At 72.3% G+C, this 18,401-nt stretch carries 14 protein-coding genes; 13 read left to right on the top strand and 1 reads right to left on the bottom strand.

The genetic code is table 11. The annotated features are described in order from the left end of the window. Nucleotides 1-75: 75 nt before the first annotated feature. Entirely contained in the window at nucleotides 76-1,116 is a 1,041-nt protein-coding gene (locus tag BIU94_RS01025) for a LacI family DNA-binding transcriptional regulator (RefSeq protein WP_071253294.1), read from the bottom strand. Between the two features lie 119 nt (nucleotides 1,117-1,235). Between BIU94_RS01025 and BIU94_RS01020 the strand changes: the two genes are divergently transcribed. From BIU94_RS01020 to mfd, 13 genes are all read left to right on the top strand, one after another. Further along, nucleotides 1,236-2,591 carry an ABC transporter substrate-binding protein gene (locus BIU94_RS01020; RefSeq protein ID WP_083404501.1) on the top strand — a complete coding sequence of 452 codons (1,356 nt, stop codon included), beginning with the start codon at nucleotides 1,236-1,238 and terminating at the stop codon, nucleotides 2,589-2,591. Beyond that, a complete protein-coding gene (locus tag BIU94_RS01015) occupies nucleotides 2,591-3,619 on the top strand; it encodes a carbohydrate ABC transporter permease (RefSeq protein WP_071253293.1) in 1,029 nt (342 codons plus the stop codon). Before BIU94_RS01020 ends, BIU94_RS01015 begins: the two co-directional genes overlap by 1 nt. Continuing rightward, nucleotides 3,616-4,557 carry a carbohydrate ABC transporter permease gene (locus BIU94_RS01010; protein ID WP_071253292.1) on the top strand — a complete coding sequence of 314 codons (942 nt, stop codon included), beginning with the start codon at nucleotides 3,616-3,618 and terminating at the stop codon, nucleotides 4,555-4,557. Before BIU94_RS01015 ends, BIU94_RS01010 begins: the two co-directional genes overlap by 4 nt. An 80-nt stretch (nucleotides 4,558-4,637) precedes the next feature. After that, entirely contained in the window at nucleotides 4,638-5,474 is an 837-nt protein-coding gene (locus BIU94_RS01005; RefSeq protein WP_071253291.1) for a sugar phosphate isomerase/epimerase, read from the top strand. Continuing rightward, nucleotides 5,471-6,673 carry a Gfo/Idh/MocA family protein gene (locus BIU94_RS01000; RefSeq protein WP_071253289.1) on the top strand — a complete coding sequence of 401 codons (1,203 nt, stop codon included), beginning with the start codon at nucleotides 5,471-5,473 and terminating at the stop codon, nucleotides 6,671-6,673. Before BIU94_RS01005 ends, BIU94_RS01000 begins: the two co-directional genes overlap by 4 nt. Then, the gene (locus BIU94_RS00995) at nucleotides 6,670-7,542 is read left to right on the top strand and encodes a sugar phosphate isomerase/epimerase (RefSeq protein ID WP_071253287.1); all 873 of its coding nucleotides are present in this window, start codon (nucleotides 6,670-6,672) and stop codon (nucleotides 7,540-7,542) included. Before BIU94_RS01000 ends, BIU94_RS00995 begins: the two co-directional genes overlap by 4 nt. Beyond that, nucleotides 7,539-8,876 (top strand): mannitol dehydrogenase family protein, encoded by a 1,338-nt coding sequence (locus tag BIU94_RS00990; protein WP_071253285.1) that lies wholly within the window; start codon nucleotides 7,539-7,541, stop codon nucleotides 8,874-8,876. Before BIU94_RS00995 ends, BIU94_RS00990 begins: the two co-directional genes overlap by 4 nt. Next, nucleotides 8,873-10,225 (top strand): D-mannonate dehydratase ManD, encoded by a 1,353-nt coding sequence (gene manD, locus BIU94_RS00985; RefSeq protein ID WP_254782804.1) that lies wholly within the window; start codon nucleotides 8,873-8,875, stop codon nucleotides 10,223-10,225. The genes BIU94_RS00990 and manD overlap by 4 nt, the downstream gene beginning before the upstream one ends. Nucleotides 10,226-10,242: 17 nt before the next feature. Continuing rightward, nucleotides 10,243-11,154: a hypothetical protein gene (locus BIU94_RS00980; protein ID WP_071253283.1), complete on the top strand. Its 912-nt coding sequence runs from the start codon at nucleotides 10,243-10,245 to the stop codon at nucleotides 11,152-11,154. 333 nt (nucleotides 11,155-11,487) lie between these two features. After that, nucleotides 11,488-12,117 carry a 50S ribosomal protein L25/general stress protein Ctc gene (locus tag BIU94_RS00975; RefSeq protein ID WP_071253282.1) on the top strand — a complete coding sequence of 210 codons (630 nt, stop codon included), beginning with the start codon at nucleotides 11,488-11,490 and terminating at the stop codon, nucleotides 12,115-12,117. A 45-nt stretch (nucleotides 12,118-12,162) separates the two neighbouring features. Further along, nucleotides 12,163-12,747: an aminoacyl-tRNA hydrolase gene (gene pth, locus BIU94_RS00970; protein ID WP_071253445.1), complete on the top strand. Its 585-nt coding sequence runs from the start codon at nucleotides 12,163-12,165 to the stop codon at nucleotides 12,745-12,747. Between the two features lie 310 nt (nucleotides 12,748-13,057). After that, entirely contained in the window at nucleotides 13,058-14,689 is a 1,632-nt protein-coding gene (locus BIU94_RS18025; RefSeq protein ID WP_254784687.1) for a hypothetical protein, read from the top strand. Between the two features lie 62 nt (nucleotides 14,690-14,751). Then, complete coding sequence (gene mfd, locus BIU94_RS00955; RefSeq protein ID WP_071253275.1) at nucleotides 14,752-18,360, top strand: transcription-repair coupling factor; 3,609 nt, start codon at nucleotides 14,752-14,754, stop codon at nucleotides 18,358-18,360. Nucleotides 18,361-18,401 lie beyond the last annotated feature (41 nt).

Raw genomic sequence — 18,401 nt, 5'->3', positions numbered from 1 at the left:
GGACGAGCGGGGACGAGCGGGACGAGCGGGACGAGCGGGGAAGGACGGAAAGCGCGGGGACGAGCGAGCAGTGCGTCAGGCCGGGGCGGGGCCGGTCGACTCCCGCACGGTCAGGTGGGTGGGCAGGGCGACGGCACCGGACGCGTGCTCCCCGGACGGGTCGTCGGCCGGGTCCGCGCCGAGTCGGCCGAGGAGCATCCGGATCGCAACCCGTCCGGCCCGCTCGATCGGCGAGGTCATCGTGGTGAGCGGCGGGTTGCAGAAGTCGGCGCCGAAGATGTCGTCGCAGCCGACGATGCTCATGTCCTCGGGCACCCGGACGCCGCGCTCGCGCAGGCGGGCGAGCATGCCGATGGCGATGAGGTCGTTGAAGGCGATGCAGGCGGTGGCTCCGGCGTGCACGGCGGCGTCGGCGGCTGCCGCTCCGGAGTCCACGAACGGTGCGTGGGGTCCGACCCGTGCGACGCGGGCGCCGAGGCGCTTCGCGACCCGCACGAGTGCCCGCCACCGGCGTTCGTTCGACCACGAGCTGTCCGGCCCGGCGACGTACAGGACGTCGCGGTGCCCCAGCGAGACGAGGTGCTGCACCGCCTGTTCGACGCCGCCGGGGGTGTCGATGAGCACGGAGGGCACCCCCTCGGGTCGGCGGTTCACGACGACGAGCGGCAGGCGTGCGGCGACCCGGGCGATCTGCGCGTCGGACAGGCGTGAGGCGGTGAGCACCACGCCGTCGGCCTTCGCGCCGATCGCGCTGAGCGCGGCCGTCTCGGCCTCGGCGGACTCCTCGGTGTCGACGAGCAGCTGCGTCCACCCGGCGGCGGCGAGCTGGTGCTGCGTGCCGCGGATGACGTCGAAGTAGAACGGGTTCGTGATGTCGGACACGAGCACGGCGACCGCTCGGGTGCGTCCGGAGGTCAGCGCGCGCGCCTGCGAGTTCGCGACGTAGCCGAGTTCGCGGGCTGCCCGTTGGATGCGCTGCTGCGTGGTCGGGTTGACGCGGTCGGGCAGGGAGAGCGCGCGGGACACGGTGGACGGCGCCACCCCGGTCGCGACGGCGATGTCGCGGATGGTGACGCGTCGGACCGTGCTGCCGACGTCGGTGTCGAGTTCGCTCACGAGGCGAACGTAGGCGGCTCTGGCAACAAGTGGCAACCGGTTGCCGCCTGTTGCCACCACCGGGACAGTGGTGTCACCGGGCAGTGCCGCCCGGAGGAGGTCCCGAGGAGGAAACCCCCGTGAAGACGCGAAGACTGAAGCCCCGCACCCTCGTCGGTGCCGTCGCGGTGATCGCCCTCGCCACGCTCTCCCTGCAGGGCTGCGCCGTGGTGGACGGCAGCGGCGACGACCCGGACACCCTCCGCGTGATGATGGGCGCCGACACGACGTACCCGAAGGAACGCAAGCAGTGGCAGCAGGAGACCGCTGCCGCGTTCAAGCGGACGACCGGCGCCGACATCCAGTGGGAGACCTACTCCACCCCGCAGGAGGAACTGACCGCCATCCAGACGAGCGTCATCTCCGGGCAGGGCCCGGACGTGTACGCCATCGGCACGACCTTCACCCCGACCGCGTACGCCACCGGCGCCTTCGTCGACATGGGCGCCGACGAGTGGGACGCCGTCGGTGGGAAGGACCAGTTCTCCCCGGCCTCGCTCGGCATCTCCGGGCCGAGCGCGAGCAAGCAGATCGGCATCCCGTTCGCCAGCCGTCCGTTCGTGATGGCCGTCAACGACGAGCTCCTCGAACGCGCCGGCATCACCGAGCCGCCGACCACCTGGGACCAGCTGACCGCGGACGCGAAGGCCACCACGGGCGACGGGACGTACGGCATGGCGATCGCCTACGCCGACGGCTTCGACCCCTGGAAGTTCGTCTGGGGCATGGCGCAGAACGCCGGCAACACGCTGGTCGACGGGACGACGGCCGAGATCGACACGACCGCGGTCGAGCAGGCGTACCGCACCTACTTCGACTGGGTGACGAAGGACGGCGTCGTCGACCCGGCCGCGATCGGGTGGAACAACCCGCAGGCCCTCGCGCAGTTCGCCGACGGCAAGGCGGCCTTCTTCCCGATGACCACCACGACCTCGCTCAACTCGCTGCAGGGCTCGAAGGTCGACGGGAAGTACTCCTACGCGCTGCTGCCCACCGTGCCCCCGGGCGCGACCGAACGTCCGGCCGACGGCATCGAGGCCGCCAGCATCCTGTCCGGTGACAACCTCGTCGTCGCCGACTACGGCACGAAGCAGGACCTGTCCTTCGCCTTCGTGCGGCAGGTCTCCGCCCCGGCCGCCCAGGAACGCTACTTCGAGCTGTTCGGCCAACTACCGACGAACGCCGAGGCCGCCGACCGGGTCGCGACGGCGAACCCCGACCTGGCACCCATCGTCCGCGCAGGCGAACTGTCGAAGCCGACCGCCTTCACGGGCGCCTGGTCGGACATCCAGCTCTCGCTCGTCGACGTCGTCGTGCAGTCGATCCCCTCGCTGAAGCGCGGCGAGGTCACCGACGACCAGCTCCGTGCACGACTCGCAGCGGCGCAGCGCGACGCCCAGTCCACCCTCGACCGCCAGAAGAACGGAGGTCTGTGATGACCAGCACGCAGACCCGGCCGCGCACCGACCGCACCCCGGCCCCGCAGGTGCGGCCGCACGGCACGACGCCGCTGTACAAGAAGGAGCGTCCGCTCTGGATGCTCCTGCCCGGCGGCGTCCTCATGCTCGCGGTGATCGTGGTGCCGCTCCTGGTGGGCCTGTTCATCGCGATGCTCGACCTCGACCAGTACACGCTGCGGCAGTGGTTCAGCGCCCCGTTCGTCGGCTTCGCCAACTTCGCCGAGGCCTTCACCGACTCACCGCTGCTCCACTCGATCTGGGTCTCGGTGTCCCTGTCGGTGCTCGTCACCGTCGTCACCGTGCCGATCGGCGTCGCCGCCGCGATCTCCACCCAGAACCGGTTCCCCGGTCGCGGGCTGGTCCGCTCGGTCTACCTCATCCCGTACGTGCTCCCCGCGTTCGTCGTCGGCACCTTCTTCCGCACGATGCTGCAACCGCAGGGCGTGGTGAACGCGACGCTGCACACCGACGTCCTCTGGCTGAACGGGCCCGCGTCGTACTGGGCGCTCGCCGGCGTGATGGTCTGGACGAGCTGGCCGTTCGTCTACCTGCTGTCGCTCGCCGGGCTGCAGGCCGTCGACAACGAGGTGCACGAGGCCGCCGCACTCGACGGTGTCACCTGGTGGGCGAAGCTGCGGTACATCGTCTTCCCGTACCTGCGCGGCCCGCTCAGCCTGGCGGTGATCATCTCGATCCTGCACAACATCAACAACTTCACCCTGCCGTTCGTGCTCTTCGGCAACCCGTTGCCGTCGAGCGTCGAGGTGATGCCCGTCCTGACGTACATCGCGAGCTTCCAGTCGTTCCGCTTCGGGCTGTCCGCGGCCATGGCGATCTGCTCGCTCGTGATCGTCGCCATCCCGTTGTTCGTCTACCTGCGAGCCGTGCAGCTCGACACGGGTGACGACGCCGGACCCGGCCGGAAGCAACGGCGCGCCGACCGCGCCACGCTCGCGGCAGCAACCCCGGCCGCGGCCGCAGACCTCGACGGAGCACGAGCATGAGCGCGTTCACGACGACCACCCGATCCACGTCCACGCTCACCGAGAGCATCACGGCACCCGGGCGCCGCGGCAAGCGCCCCTACGACACCGACGTCACCCGCCTGCTGCCCCGGTGGCTGCTCGTCACGGTGATCGCGGTCCTCGTCGCGTTCATCGCCGTCCCCGTCCTGTACATCGTGTTCGGCTCGGTGAACTCGGACGTCGCCGTCGCCCGTGGCGAGTACTTCCCGTCAGCGTTCACGCTGTCGAACTACGTCGACATCTGGTCGACGGTCGCCCTCGGGCAGGGCCTGGTGAACTCGATGCTCACCGCCGGCGCGGTGGCCGTCGCGAGCGCCGCGCTCGCCGTGTCCACCGCCTACGTGCTGGTCCGGTTCCGGTTCCTCGGCCGGCTCACCATCCTGCGCGGGTTGCTCGCGCTGCAGTCGATCCCGGGCACGCTCCTGCTGCTGCCGGTGTTCGTCGTCTTCTCGAACATCGCCAGCGCCACGGGCGTGCAGATCATCGGCACCCGCTGGGGCCTGTTCGTCACCTACCTGACGTTCGCCCTGCCGTTCTCGACGTGGGTGATGGTCACCTACCTGCGCGGCCTGCCGAAGGAACTCGAGGAAGCGGCGCGCATCGACGGCGCCTCGAGCACGAAGATCCTGACGAAGATCGTCCTGCCGCTCTCCTGGCCCGGCATCGTCGTCTCGGCGATCTTCGCCTTCCTGCTCGGCTGGAACGACGTCCTGTTCTCCACGATCATGACGACCCCGAACACACGCACCGTCGCCGTGGTCCTGCAGGTGCTCGGCACCGCGCAAGAGGGCGGCGCCGTCCCGATCTACGGCCAGATGATGGCCGCCTCGATCGTCTGCGCCGTGCCGGTCGTCGCCCTGTACCTCATCTTCCAGCGCTACCTGGTCGGCGGTCTCACCGCCGGCTCCGTCAAGTAGCGAACGCAACCATCGATCGGACGGGAGGCGCGGTGCGACCCCGCCACGCGCCTCCGGTCCGACCGCACGAAGGGAATGCCATGACCCAGCCCAGTTGGGAACTCTCCGGTTTCGGGGACGAGATCGACGCCGACCCGGTCGTCCAGGTCGCGGTCCTGCAGGCGCTCGGCGCGAGCGCCATCGAGGTCCGCAGTGCCTGGGGCGTGAACGTCGTCGACCTCGACGAGGACCAGCTCGCCGGGCTGCACCGCCTGCTCGACGAGCGCGGCCAGACGGTGTCCGCCATCGCGTCGCCGATCGGCAAGGTCTCCGTCGACGAGCCCGTCGAGCACGAGGTCGGACGACTCCGCCGCGCGATCGCCGCCGCGCACGCCCTCGGCACCTCGAACATCCGGATCTTCTCGTTCTACTTCGAGGGCCGGCAGCCCGATGCCGTCCGCGACGACGTGCTCGTCCGGATGCGTGCCCTGGCCGACCTCGCCGAACGCGAGGGCGTGACCCTGCTGCACGAGAACGAGAAGGACATCTACGGCGATGTCCCCGCGCGCGTGCTCGACATCGTCGAGAGCGTCGGTTCGTCCGCGCTCCGACTGGCCTGGGACAACGCGAACTACGTCCAGTGCGGCGTCCGGCCGTTCTCCGACGGGTGGGCGCAGCTCGCCCCCTACGTCGACTACCTGCAGGTCAAGGACGCGCTCGCCGCCGACTCGTCGGTGGTCCCCGCGGGGGAGGGCGACGGCGAACTGCTGCAGACCCTCACCGCCCTGCGCGACGCCGGGTACTCCGGCTACGCCTCGCTCGAGCCGCACCTGGCCGACGTCACCTCCCTCGGCGGGTTCTCCGGCCCCGCGGCCTTCGGTCGCGCCGGTCGTGCCCTCCGCACCCTCACCGACCAGATCGGAGTCACCCTGCGATGACCACCCCACTGAAGTTGGCAGTCGTCGGCGCCGGCGTCATCGGACGCCACCACGCGAAGGTCGCCGTCCACCACCCCGACCTGCAGGTCGTCGCCCTCGTCGACGCGATCCCCGCCGCCGCCACGAGCGCCGCCGACGAGATCGAGGCGACGGGCGTCACCCGGCCGATCACGACGTCCACCATCGAGGAGGCGATCGCGCAGACCGACATCGACGTCGTCGCGATCTGCTCGCCGTCCGGCATGCACGTGCAGCTCGCCGAGGCCGCCCTGGCCGCCGGCAAGCACGTCGTCATCGAGAAGCCGCTCGACACCACGATGCCCAGGGCCCGGCAGATCGCGGCGCTCGCCGCCGCCGCTCGCGACCGGGGACTCGTCACGAGCGTCATCAGCCAGCACCGGTTCGACCCGGCCTCCGCCGTCGTCGCCGGGGCAGCGCACGACGGCCGGTTCGGCACCGTGACCTCCGGTGTCGCGAGCGTCGCCTGGTACCGGTCGCAGGGCTACTACGACTCCGGCGACTGGCGCGGCACCTGGGACCTCGACGGCGGCGGCGCCGTCATGAACCAGGGCGTGCACACGGTCGACCTGCTCGTGTGGGCGCTCGGACGACCGGTCGAGATCTCCGCGCAGACCGCACTCCTGGCACACGACCGCATCGAGGTCGAGGACACCGCCGTCGCCACCGTCCGGTTCGCCGGCGGAGCGCTCGGCGTCGTCCACTGCACGACCGCCGCCTACCCGGGGCTCTCCGCGCGGTACGCCGTCTACGGCACGCAGGGGTCGGCGGTCGTCGACGACGACCGGCTCGCCTACTTCCACGTCGCGCCGGACAGCGCCACGCTCGAGTCCGCCTCGACGACGGCGAACGCCACGGCCGTCGCGGGGGCGGTCGACCAGAAGGACGACGTCGTCCCGCCGGAGCACGTCGTCGGCGGCCCGGCCGAAGCCGACCACTTCGCCGCCGGGCACGCGCGGCAGTACACCGACATCGTCGACGCCATCCGGCAGGGCCGCGAGCCCGGCGTCACGGTGGAGGCCGCCCTCGTGTCGCTCGCCACCGTCCGCGGGCTGTACGTCAGCGCGACGCTCGGCAAGCCCGTCCGGATCGACGACGTCATCGAGGGTGCGTACGACGACGTCGTCCCCGTCGTCGGCACACCGACGACCGCCCACGCAGCAGGAGGAGCCACCCGATGAAGTTCTCCGTGTTCACCGCCTCCACCCCCGACTGGACCCCGTCCGAAGCCGCGCAGACCCTCGCCGAGCAGGGCTGGGACGGCATCGAGTGGCGCGTCGTCGACGACCGCACCGAGGACGGCTCCTCCGGCTTCTGGGCCGGCAACCGGTCGACCTGGCAGTTCTCCGGCATCGCCGACCGGGTGGGGGAGATCGCCCGGATCACGGAGGCCGCCGGTCTCGGGTACTCGGGCATCGGCGGCTACCAGCCGGTGTCCGACCACGAGGGCACCGAGACGATGCTCCGTGTGACGTCGGAGCTCGGCGCCCGCCAGGTGCGGGTGACGATGCCGTGGTACCGACGCGAGCAGGAGCGCACGGGTGCGACGTACCCGCAGCTGTTCGACCGGACCCGCGCCGACCTCGAGTGGGCCGCCGGGCGCGCGGCCGAACTCGGCGTCAAGGCGCTCGTCGAGCTGCACCACATGACGATCACCCCCTCGGCGTCCGCGGCGCTCCGGCTCGTCGACGGCCTCGACCCGGAGCACGTCGGCGTCATCCACGACCTCGGCAACCTCGTCATCGAGGGGCAGGAGGACCACCTCGCCGCGTTCGAGCTCCTCGGCCCGTACCTCGCCCACGCCCACGTGAAGAACGCCCGCTGGGTCGACACCGGCGAGACCCGGGCCGACGGCAGCAGCACCTGGCGGAACGAGTGGGCACCCCTGCGCACCGGACAGGCCTCGGTCTCCGAGTACCTCGACGCCCTCCGCCAGGTGGGCTACGACGGCTGGGTCACGATCGAGGACTTCTCCACCGACCTGCCGCTCGCAGCCCGCACCGCCGACAACCTGGCGTACCTGCGGTCCCTCGTGCCGGTGACGGCATGACCGACCGCCGACCCGGCATCGTCCACCTGGGGGTGGGCGCGTTCGCGCGCGCCCACCTCGCCTGGTACACCGCCCACTCGACGGGGGAGCCGTGGGGCATCACGGCCTTCACCGGCCGTTCTGCCACGGCGGCGGACGCCCTGGGCGCCCAGGAATGCCGCTACACGCTCGTCACCCGCGCCGCCTCGGGCGACGAGGCCGAGGTGGTCGACACGATCGTGGCCGCCCACCCGGGCAGCGACGAGGCGGCCTGGAGGCACGCGGTCGCGTCCCCGGAGACGACCGTCGTCACGCTGACGGTCACCGAGCAGGGCTACCGGTCCGGGTCCGACGTCCCCGCCCGGCTGGCCGCGGGGCTCGACGCCCGGCGTGCCGCCGGGGCGGGGCGCATCGCGCTGGTCAGCCTCGACAACCTGACCCACAACGGCGACGTCCTCCGTGACGCGGTGGCGTCCGCCGTGTCCCACCCGGCGCTGCAGGACTGGATCGACGCGAACGTCGCGTTCCCCTCGTCGATGGTCGACCGGATCACCCCGGCCACGACCGACGACGACGTGACGGCCCTGGCGGACCTCCCCGGTGCGCTCGACGGCGACCGGGTGCCCGTGGTCACCGAGCCGTTCGCCGAGTGGGTCCTCGAGGACGCGTTCGCAGGGCTCGACCGCCCGGCCTGGGAGACCGCCGGCGTGCGCATCGTCGACGACGTCACCCCGTTCGAGCAGCGGAAGCTCTGGCTGCTCAACGGGTCGCACTCGCTGCTCGCGTACCTCGGCTTGCTGCGCGGACACGACACCGTCGCCGCCGCGATCGACGACCCGACCTGCCGCACCGCCGTCGAGGAGCTGTGGGACGAGGCCGCGGCCGAGCTCCCGCTGCCCGGCCCCGAGGTCGACGCGGCCCGGACGGCCCTGGTCGAGCGGTTCCGCAACCCGCGCATCCGGCACACCCTCCGGCAGATCGCGTCCGGCGGGTCGCAGAAGCTGCCCGTCCGGGTCGTCGACGTGCTCCGCCACCGGCTCGCCCGTGACCCGTCCGCCGGCATCGGACCCGGCGCCGCGACGGCGCTCGCCGCGTGGTGGCTCCACGTCACCACGCAGCCCGACCTCGTGGACGACGTCGGAGCGCCCGGGGCAGACTCGGACGTGCACGACGTCCTGCGCGTCGTCGCCCCCGACCTCGACACCACCCCCGTGGTCGCCGCGATCACCGCGGCGGCCGACCGCATCCGGGCCGCGGACACCGGAGCGCGCGACCGCATCCGGGCCACGAGCACCGCATCCGCATCCGCGACCGCCACCGACCGTACGAGCACCGACGAAGGAGTCACCGCATGACCGACACCACCACGAACCCCGCGGCCCCGGTGCCGGGCGCGACCGACGCCGGCGCCGCGACCGACCCGACCGCCGGGCGTCCGGACACGTGGGCCTCGGCGGACCGCGGGCAGCTCATCGACCGTGCCGAGGTCATCGTCACGAGCCCGAACCGCAACTTCGTGACGCTCAAGATCACCACCGCCGACGGCGTCACCGGCCTCGGCGACGCGACGCTGAACGGCCGCGAGCTCGCCGTCTCCGCGTACCTGTCCGAGCACGTCGTCCCGCTGCTCGTCGGCCGCGACGCCAGCCGCATCGAGGACGCCTGGCAGTTCCTGTACCGCTCGTCGTACTGGCGCCGCGGGCCCGTCACCATGGCCGCGATCGCCGCGGTCGACATGGCGCTCTGGGACATCAAGGCGAAGGTCGCCGGGATGCCGCTGTACCAGCTGCTCGGCGGTGCCTCCCGCACCGGGCTGATGGCGTACGGGCACGCCTCCGGCAAGGAACTGCCCGAGCTGTTCGACTCGATCCGCGAGCACCAGGAGGAGGGCTACCGCTCGATCCGCGTGCAGACCGGTGTCCCCGGCCTCGAGAGCATCTACGGCATCGCGTCGAACAAGACGACGTCGGGCAACGAGGGCGTCCGCTACGACTTCGAGCCCGCGCAGCGCGGCGCGTTCCCCGCCATGGAGGACTGGGACACCCGCGCCTACCTGCGCCACGTGCCCACCGTGTTCGAGGCCGTCCGCAACGAGTTCGGCCCCGAGCTGCCGCTGCTGCACGACGGCCACCACCGGATGACCCCGCTGCAGGCCGCCAAGCTCGGCAAGTCGCTCGAGCCGTACGACCTGTTCTGGCTCGAGGACTGCACCCCGGCCGAGAACCAGGAGGCCCTCAAGCTCGTCCGGCAGCACACCACGACGCCGCTCGCGATCGGCGAGGTCTTCAACACCATCTGGGACTTCAAGGACATCATCCGCGACCAGCTCATCGACTACGTCCGCGGCGCCGTCACGCACATGGGCGGCATCTCCCCGCTCAAGAAGACGATGGACTACGCCGCGCTGTACCAGGTCAAGTCCGGGTTCCACGGTCCGACCGACATCTCGCCGGTGGGTCTCGCGGCGCAGATGCACCTCGGCCTGGCGATCCACAACTTCGGCATCCAGGAGTACATGCAGCACGGACCGCAGACCAACCAGGTGTTCCGGCAGACGTTCACCTTCACCGACGGGCTGCTGCACCCGGGCGACGAGCCGGGCCTCGGGGTCTCGCTCGACACCGACGAGGCCGGCAAGTACCCCTACGAGCAGGCGTACCTGCCGTTCAACCGCCTCGCCGACGGCACCGTCCACGACTGGTAGCGGGCAAGCTGGTCCGCATGGGGTTCGCGGACGAGGCGAGGGCACTGCTCCTCGTCGCGCCCACGGACTTCGTCGCCGAGCGGACGGCGCGGCAGCGGGCGGTCCGCACGGAGGACCGCGACCTCGCCACGGCGATCGGCGGACTCCGCAAGCCCGCCCCCGCCGCGTGGGTGATCGACCTGCTCGCCGCCGACGGCGCGCTCGACGACGCGGTCGACCTCGGGCCGGCGCTCCGGAAGGCCCAGGCCGACGCCGACCCCGACGTCATCCGGACGCTCCGACGGCAGCGGACCGAGGTCGTCGACGCGCTCGCCCGGGCCGGGGCGGACCTCGCCGCGGACGCCGGGCACCCCGTCACGCCAGCGGTGCTCGCCCAGGTCCGCGCCACGATCGAGGCGGCGATGGCCGACCCGCACGCGGGCGCCGCCGTCCGCTCGGGGCTGCTCGTCGCGCCGCTGGAGAGCGTGGGGTTCGACGCGGTCGACCTCGACGGGGTGCTCGCGGATCCCGACGCGGTGCCCGACGCCTGGTCCGGCAGCGGAGCCCCGCCCATCCCGATCGCCAGCGCGAGGGGTGCGCGGAAGGTGAGTCGAGCCTCCCGGCAGTCGCGACCGGAGCCGGACGGTCCCGAGGTCGACGAGCCGCAGCCGGAGCCGGAGCGCGACCTCGCCGCGGAGCGGAAGGCCGCACGCCGGGCGGAGACGGCGGCGCGGACCGACTCGCGCGACGCCGACGCGGCGCTCGACGCGGCGTCGGAGGAGCTCGATGCCGCTGAGGACCGCCGCGCCGAGCTGCGGCACGCGCTCGAGCGGGCCGAGGCCGAGGTCGAACACCTCGGACAGGCGCGCGACGACGCCGAGGCCGCGAGCGACCGTGCCCGCGAGGTGCTCGCGGCGGCCCAGGAGCACCGTCGGACCCTCGGCCGCTGACCGTTCCGTCCCATCGCACGCGCAGTAGGAAGCTGTTCCGCGCGTCGGCAGGCGGAAGGAACGGCTTCCTACGCGCGGAACGTCTCACCACGCGCGGAACAGCTCCGTACGCGCGGAACGGCTCTCCCCGCGCGGAACAGCGCACCACAGGGCGTCCTGCTAGACTCGGGGATTGACTTCGGCGAGGGCCGCGCAAGCGGCCGTGATCGACGCGGTGGGAGACCCGGCCCAGCCCAGGGAACGTTCCTCACGCGTGCACGCGTTCGAGTTGCAACACCACAGACCCCCACGATGCCGGACCGCCGGTGTCGACCCCCGAGACCAGGAGGCACCATGGCCGACTACACCAAGCTCGCAGCGGACGTCCGCACCAAGTTCGGCAAGGGTGCTGCGCGCAAGCTCCGCGCCGCCGACAAGATCCCCGCCGTCGTCTACGGCCACGGCACCGAGCCGAAGCACATCTCGCTGCCCGGCCACGAGACCATGCTGCTCGTCCGTACCGCGAACGCGGTCGTCGACCTCGACATCGAGGGCACCGCGCAGCTCGCCCTCGTCAAGGACGTCCAGCGTGACCCGGTGCGCCAGATCATCGAGCACATCGACCTCGTGGTCCTGCGCCGCGGCGAGAAGGTCACGGTCGACGTGCCCGTCGTCGTCGAGGGCGAGTCCTTCTCCGGCACCATCCACGTGCAGGACCTCAACACGGTCTCGCTGCTCGTGCTCGCCACGGACATCCCGGAGCACGTCACCGTGGACGTCGAGGGCCTCGAGGACGGCGCGCAGATCACCGCCGCCCAGCTCGAGCTCCCCGAGGGCGCCGAGCTCGAGACCGACGGCGAGGCGCTCGTCGTCCAGATCGTCACCCCGCGCGGCACCGCCGACGACGACGCCGCCGACGAGGCCTCGGCCGAGGCCGGCGCCGAAGCCGGTGCCGAGGGCGGCTCCGAGCCGGTCTCCGAGTAACACCCACCTCGTGGGCATCTGGTCGACGCTGATGGCGGCGTGCTGATGACGGGCGAGACGCTCGTCGTGGTCGGGCTCGGGAACCCCGGGCCCGGCTACGCCGGCAACCGCCACAACGTCGGCCAGATGGTCCTCGACGAACTCGCGTCCCGCATGGGTGCGACGTTCAAGAAGCACAAGACGCCGAACCAGGTCGCCGAGGGGCGCCTGGTGCCCGGCGGCACGCGACTCGTGCTGGCGAAGCCCGCGTCGTTCATGAACACCTCGGGCGGGCCGGTCTCCTCGGTGCTCGGGTTCTACAGCGCCACCCCGGCCGACCTCGTCGTCGTGCACGACGAGCTCGACCTGCCGTTCGACACCGTCCGTCTCAAGGGCAGCGGCGGACACGGCGGGCACAACGGCCTGCGGGACATCATCAAGGCCACCGGCACGAACGAGTTCACCCGCGTGCGGGTCGGCATCGGTCGGCCGCCCGGTCGGCAGGACCCCGCCGACTACGTGCTGCGCGACTTCGCCGCCGCCGAGAAGAAGACCCTGCCGATCCTGCTGGCCGACGCCGCGGACGCGGTCGAGGCGATCGCCGAGGTCGGCCTGCTCGCCGCGCAGCAGCGCGTGCACGCTCCGTCCTGATGCCTGCTGTGAGCGCCGTCCTGCTGGCCGCCAGCACCCCGGTGCAGACGGTCGCGCTCATCGTCGTGGTCGTCATCGGGATGACGTTCGCCGTCGGGGTGCGCCTCCTGGTGTGGCGGTCCCTGCGACAGCAGGACGACCACACCACCACGCCGCAGCAGCCCGCGACCTCGAGCCCGGCGACCGCTGAGCGCGGACCCGCTCGCGCGACGGAGCTGGTCCGTCCCCGAACTGGGGGACCACCGGCGTACCCCGCGCCGGTAGGTTCGCCGTCGGGGCGGCCGCCCCGCGACGAGGACCGGGGGTACCGATGGCAGGGCGAGCACCACGACCGGACGTCCTGCCGATCGCGATCGGGGCAGTCGTGGCCGCGTTGGTCGCCGTCGGCGTGGTCGGCGGCGTGACCACCTCGGCCGCCGTCGCCGGTCCGCCGGTGTGGCTCCCGCAGCGCGCCGACACCGCGGCACCGCCCGTCGCCGAGGCCTTCGTCGCCCCGAACGACGTCGAGCACGACGCCGCCGGTCGACTCGTCGTGGCGGACCTCGCAGCGAACGGGGTGCTCCGCCGCGGAGCGGACGGCACGTGGGAGACCATCGCACCCTTCGGCACCGAAGCCCGCGCCATGTGGAACCCGTCGGCCGTCCAGGCACTGCCCGACGGCCGTTTCGTCGTCGCCGAGGCCGGGCGCCGCACGGTCGCCGTCCTCGACGGCGGCGCGGTCAGCCGGATCCCGGCCCCGCCCACGCGGCGAGCGGTCTCCGAGCTGGCGGTCGTCGGCTCGACGGTGTGGGCGGCTGCCCCGGGCACCGGCGCCCTCTGGACCGCCGACGTCCGCACCGGGGACTGGAGCGCCGTCGACGGGCCCTGGACCGACCCGGGCGGTGTCGCCGTGACCCCGGACGGCGGAGCGCTCATCGTGAGCGACGCCCAGGCCGACGACGTCTGGCGCGTCGACCGTGCAGGCGGCGTTCCGACGTCCCTCGGCTTCCCGCAGACCGCGCCGGTCCGGTTGCTCGGCGTCGCCGTGGGGGACGACGGCTCGGTCTTCGTCGTCGACAACACCGGTGGCCGGGTGTGGGCGCTCGAAGGATCGGACTGGTCGGTGGCGCTCGACGCGGCACCGGACGGCTCCTCGCTGGCGAACCCGACCGCGGTCTCCGTGCACGCGGGGACCGAGATGGCCGTCGCGGACTACAACCGGCGCCGGGTGGTCACGGCGACACGCGAGGGGGCGGTCGCGCCCGCTCCGGTGCCGAGTGCGTCCGACACATCGGTGCCCACGTCGGTGCCCACGTCTGCGCCGACGACCGGGCCGGAGCCGGAGTCGACCGCGGCGCCCACCACCGCACCGGCACCGGCACCGGAGCCGACGACGGCGCCGGATCCGACGACGGCGCCGGATCCGACGACGGCGCCGGATCCGACGACGGCGCCGGAGCCGACGACGGCGCCGGAGCCGACGACGGAACCGGAACCGACGACGGAACCGGTACCGACCACCGACCCGGGCCCCGACCAGGGACCCGCTCCGACCACGGCACCGGAGCCGACGACGGCGCCGGCACCGACGGCGGCACCGGTCCCACAGCCGACGACGGCGCCGACCACGCCCTCGGTACCCGCGCCGACCACGCTGCCGGAACCGACGGCGACGGCGACCGCACCGATCACCCCGACCGCACCGACCACCCCCACCGGATCCGCTGCCCCGGAGGCCCCGTCGACGACCCCGACCCCGACCTCGACCCCGTTCGCGACGCCCTCGGACGCACCCGCTCCGGGTGGCTCCCTCGCGGCCACCGGAGCGTCGGTGGCCCTGCCCATGGTCGCCGCGGTCGTCGCCCTCGCGCTCGGCACCGTGCTGCTGGTCCGCACGAGCCGCAGGAACCGTGCTCAGCGCGTGGACGGCTCGCGACCGGCCGGCCGACGGCCGACCCGCTGACCGGTGTTCGCCCGCTGCGCACACCGCGACCGCTGTCGGACCTCCCCGGTACCATGTCCTGAGTGACGATCTCGGGCATCATCCCTGCGCTCTCGCGCGCTTCCGCGTTCGATCGCGTGCTCCGCGCCGCGCCTCGTGACGCCGACTTCTCGGTCGTCGACGGGTTGCGCGTCCCCCTGCTCGGCGCCCTCATCGCCGAGCGCACCGGCCCGCAGTGCGTCCTCGTGATCACCGCCACGGGGCGCGAGGCCGAGGCGGTCCGCGACGCCCTCGCCGCCTACGTGCCCGACGCCGACGTCCTCGAGTTCCCGGCGTGGGAGACCCTGCCGCACGAGCGCCTCAGCCCGAGCGCGCAGACCGTGGGGACGCGCATCGCGACGCTCCGGAAGCTCGCCGCGTGGTCCGACGCGAGCGCGGCCGACCGGCGCACCACCGTCGTCGTGGCGAGCGTCCGCGCGGCCCTCCAGCCGATCGCCGGCAACCTGACCTCGCTCGCCCCGGTCGTCCTCCGGACGGACTCGCGCGGCAACGACCTCGCCGCCATCGCGGCACAGCTCGTCGACATGGCGTACGCGCGGGTCGACCTCGTCACCCGCCGCGGTGAGTTCGCGGTCCGCGGTGGCATCCTCGACGTCTTCCCGCCGACGGCCGACCACCCGGTGCGCGTCGACTTCTTCGGCGACGAGATCGAGGCCATCAAGGCGTTCTCCGTGGCCGACCAGCGCACGACCGAGGACGACCTCGGCTCGGTCGAGCTGACCGCGTCCCGCGAGCTCCTGCTGAGCGACGACGTCAAGCAGCGCGCCCGCGAGATGCTGCACGAGTTCCCGAACCTGTCGCAGATGCTCGCGAAGATCGCCGAGGGCATCCCGGTCGAGGGCATGGAGTCGCTCGCCCCCGCGCTCGTGCAGGACCTCGTGCCGATGACCTCCTACCTGCCGGAGGACGCCACCATCGCGGTGTTCTCGCCCGAGCGGGTGAACGGTCGCGCGAACAGCCTGGCCGAGACGAACACCGAGTTCCTGCAGGCCGCGTGGACCGCCGCGGTCGCCGGTGCGCAGGCCCCGATCGACCTCGACGCGGGCAACTTCCTGACGGTGCAGCAGCTCAAGAACACCCGCGGGCAGCGCACCTGGTGGACCGTGTCGCCGTTCGACTCCGGGCTCGACGAGGGCGACCGCGACCGGGTCCTCACCGACGCCGAAGCCGCGGACGAGGCCGGCGAGTACATCCGCGTCCGGGCCGAGTCCGTGCCGAGCTTCGCCGGCAGCGCCGACGGTGCGATCGCGCACGTCAAGGCGCTGACCGACGACGGGTGGGCGGTCGTCGTGACCGCGCAGGGCCAGGGCCTGGTCGAGCGTGCCGTGCAGGTCCTCGCCGACGCGGGGGTCGCGGCGCGTGCCGAGGCCGTGACGGCGCCGCCGGAGCCGGGGGTCGCCGTCGTGACGACCGCCGCGGTCGAGCACGGGTTCGCCGTCCCGGACCCGCGCATCGTGGTGCTCAGCGAGGCCGAGTTCTACGGCCGCAGCGTCCAGCAGGGCGCCCGCACCGTCAAGAAGCTCGCGAGTCGGCGCAAGAACGTCGTCGACCCGCTGCAGCTCAAGCCGGGCGACGTCGTCGTGCACGCGACGCACGGCATCGGCAAGTTCGTCGAACTCGTCAGCCGCGAGGTCTCGAGCGGCGGCCGCAACGCCGTGAAGACGCAGCGCGAGTACCTCGTGCTCGAGTACGCGCCGTCGAAGCGCAACTACCCGGGCGACAAGCTCTTCGTTCCGACCGACCAGCTCGACCAGCTGTCGCGGTACGTCGGCGGCGAGTCCCCGACCCTGTCGAAGATGGGCGGCTCGGACTGGTCCGCCGCGAAGTCGAAGGCGCGCAAGGCGGTCCGCGACATCGCCGTCGACCTGGTGAAGCTGTACTCGGCGCGGATGGCGTCGAAGGGACACGCGTTCGGCCCGGACACCCCGTGGCAGCGCGAGCTGGAGGAGGCGTTCCCGTTCGCCGAGACCGCCGACCAGCTCACCACGATCGACGAGATCAAGCGCGACATGGAGCGGCCGATCCCGATGGACCGCCTGCTGTCCGGCGACGTCGGCTACGGCAAGACCGAGGTTGCGATCCGTGCCGCGTTCAAGGCGGTGCAGGACGGCAAGCAGGTCGTCATGCTCGTCCCGACGACGCTGCTCGTCCGCCAGCACATGGAGACGTTCCAGGAGCGCTTCGCCGGGTTCCCCGTGCACCTTCGCGCGCTCAGCCGGTTCCAGACCGAGAAGGAGTCGAAGGAGACCATCGCCGGGCTCGCCGACGGCACGGTCGACATCGTCATCGCGACCCACCGGATCCTGTCGCAGGGCATCACCTTCAAGGACGTCGGACTCGTCATCATCGACGAGGAACAGCGGTTCGGTGTCGAGCACAAGGACCAGCTCAAGAAGTTCAAGACGAACGTCGACGTCCTGGCGATGTCGGCGACCCCGATCCCGCGCTCGCTCGAGATGGCGGTGACGGGCATCCGCGAGATGTCGACGCTCGCCACCCCGCCGGAGGACCGCCACCCGATCCTGACCTTCGTCGGCCCGCAGTCCGACCTGCAGGTGGCGGCGGCGATCCGCCGCGAGCTGCTGCGCGAGGGCCAGGTGTTCTACGTGCACAACCGCGTGAAGGACATCCAGTCGGTCGCCGCGCACCTGGCCGAGATCGTGCCGGACGCCCGCATCGCCGTGGCGCACGGGCAGATGTCGGAGAGCACCCTCGAGCAGGTCATGGTCGACTTCTGGGAGCGCCGCTTCGACGTCCTCGTCTCGACGACGATCATCGAGACCGGCCTCGACATCGCGAACGCGAACACCCTCATCATCGACAAGGCGGACAAGTACGGCCTGTCCCAGCTCCACCAGCTGCGCGGTCGTGTCGGCCGTGGGCGGGAGCGCGGGTACGCGTACTTCCTCTACGACTCCGAGAAGCCGCTGTCCGAGACCGCGCAGGACCGCCTCGAGACCATCGCCGCGAACAACGAGCTCGGCGCGGGCATGCAGGTCGCCATGAAGGACCTCGAGATCCGCGGCGCCGGCAACCTGCTCGGCGGGGAGCAGTCCGGCCACATCGCGGGCGTCGGGTTCGACCTGTACCTGCGGATGATCGGCGAGGCGGTGTCGCAGTTCCGCGGCGACGTCGCTGAGGGGCAGACCGAGCTCCGGCTCGAGATCCCCGTCGACGCGCACATCCCCGAGGACTACGTCGAGTCCGAGCGACTCCGGCTCGAGGCGTACCAGAAGCTCTCGGCGGCCTCGGCCCCGACGGCGCAGCCGGACGCGATCGACATGGTGCTCGACGAGCTCACCGACCGTTACGGGCAGCCGCCGCAGGCCGTGCAGACCCTGGTCGAGGTCTCCCGCCTCCGCCGGATGGCGCAGCAGGTCGGCCTGTCCGACGTCGTCGTGATGGGCTCGAACCTGCGGGTCGCCGGCAAGGAGCTCGCCGACTCGTCACAGGTGCGCCTCAAGCGCATGTTCCCGGGTGCGCGCTGGTTCCCGCAGCAGAACGCGACGAGCATCCCGATGCCGCGCCCGCACGACCAGGCACTGCCGGACGACGCCCTCATCCGGTGGGTGGAGAGCATCCTCACCGCCGTCTACGGCGCGACGACTCCGGCGGAGGCGCCGGCCGCGTAGACGCGAGCGGTCGACGGACGGGAGGCACGGTGCCAGCTGGC

Origin of the sequence: Curtobacterium sp. MMLR14_006 (assembly GCF_001864985.1) — a bacterium.
GTDB lineage: Bacteria > Actinomycetota > Actinomycetes > Actinomycetales > Microbacteriaceae > Curtobacterium.
This window is presented reverse-complemented; position numbering and strand designations above follow the sequence as displayed.

Coding starts and splice junctions, on each gene's coding strand:
- BIU94_RS18025 (WP_254784687.1), top strand. CDS start 13,058: ATGGCAGGGCGAGCACCACGACCGGACGTCCTGCCGATCGCGATCGGG.
- pth (WP_071253445.1), top strand. CDS start 12,163: ATGACGGGCGAGACGCTCGTCGTGGTCGGGCTCGGGAACCCCGGGCCC.
- BIU94_RS01010 (WP_071253292.1), top strand. CDS start 3,616: ATGAGCGCGTTCACGACGACCACCCGATCCACGTCCACGCTCACCGAG.
- manD (WP_254782804.1), top strand. CDS start 8,873: ATGACCGACACCACCACGAACCCCGCGGCCCCGGTGCCGGGCGCGACC.
- BIU94_RS00980 (WP_071253283.1), top strand. CDS start 10,243: ATGGGGTTCGCGGACGAGGCGAGGGCACTGCTCCTCGTCGCGCCCACG.
- BIU94_RS01015 (WP_071253293.1), top strand. CDS start 2,591: ATGACCAGCACGCAGACCCGGCCGCGCACCGACCGCACCCCGGCCCCG.
- BIU94_RS01000 (WP_071253289.1), top strand. CDS start 5,471: ATGACCACCCCACTGAAGTTGGCAGTCGTCGGCGCCGGCGTCATCGGA.
- BIU94_RS00990 (WP_071253285.1), top strand. CDS start 7,539: ATGACCGACCGCCGACCCGGCATCGTCCACCTGGGGGTGGGCGCGTTC.
- BIU94_RS01005 (WP_071253291.1), top strand. CDS start 4,638: ATGACCCAGCCCAGTTGGGAACTCTCCGGTTTCGGGGACGAGATCGAC.
- BIU94_RS00975 (WP_071253282.1), top strand. CDS start 11,488: ATGGCCGACTACACCAAGCTCGCAGCGGACGTCCGCACCAAGTTCGGC.
- BIU94_RS00995 (WP_071253287.1), top strand. CDS start 6,670: ATGAAGTTCTCCGTGTTCACCGCCTCCACCCCCGACTGGACCCCGTCC.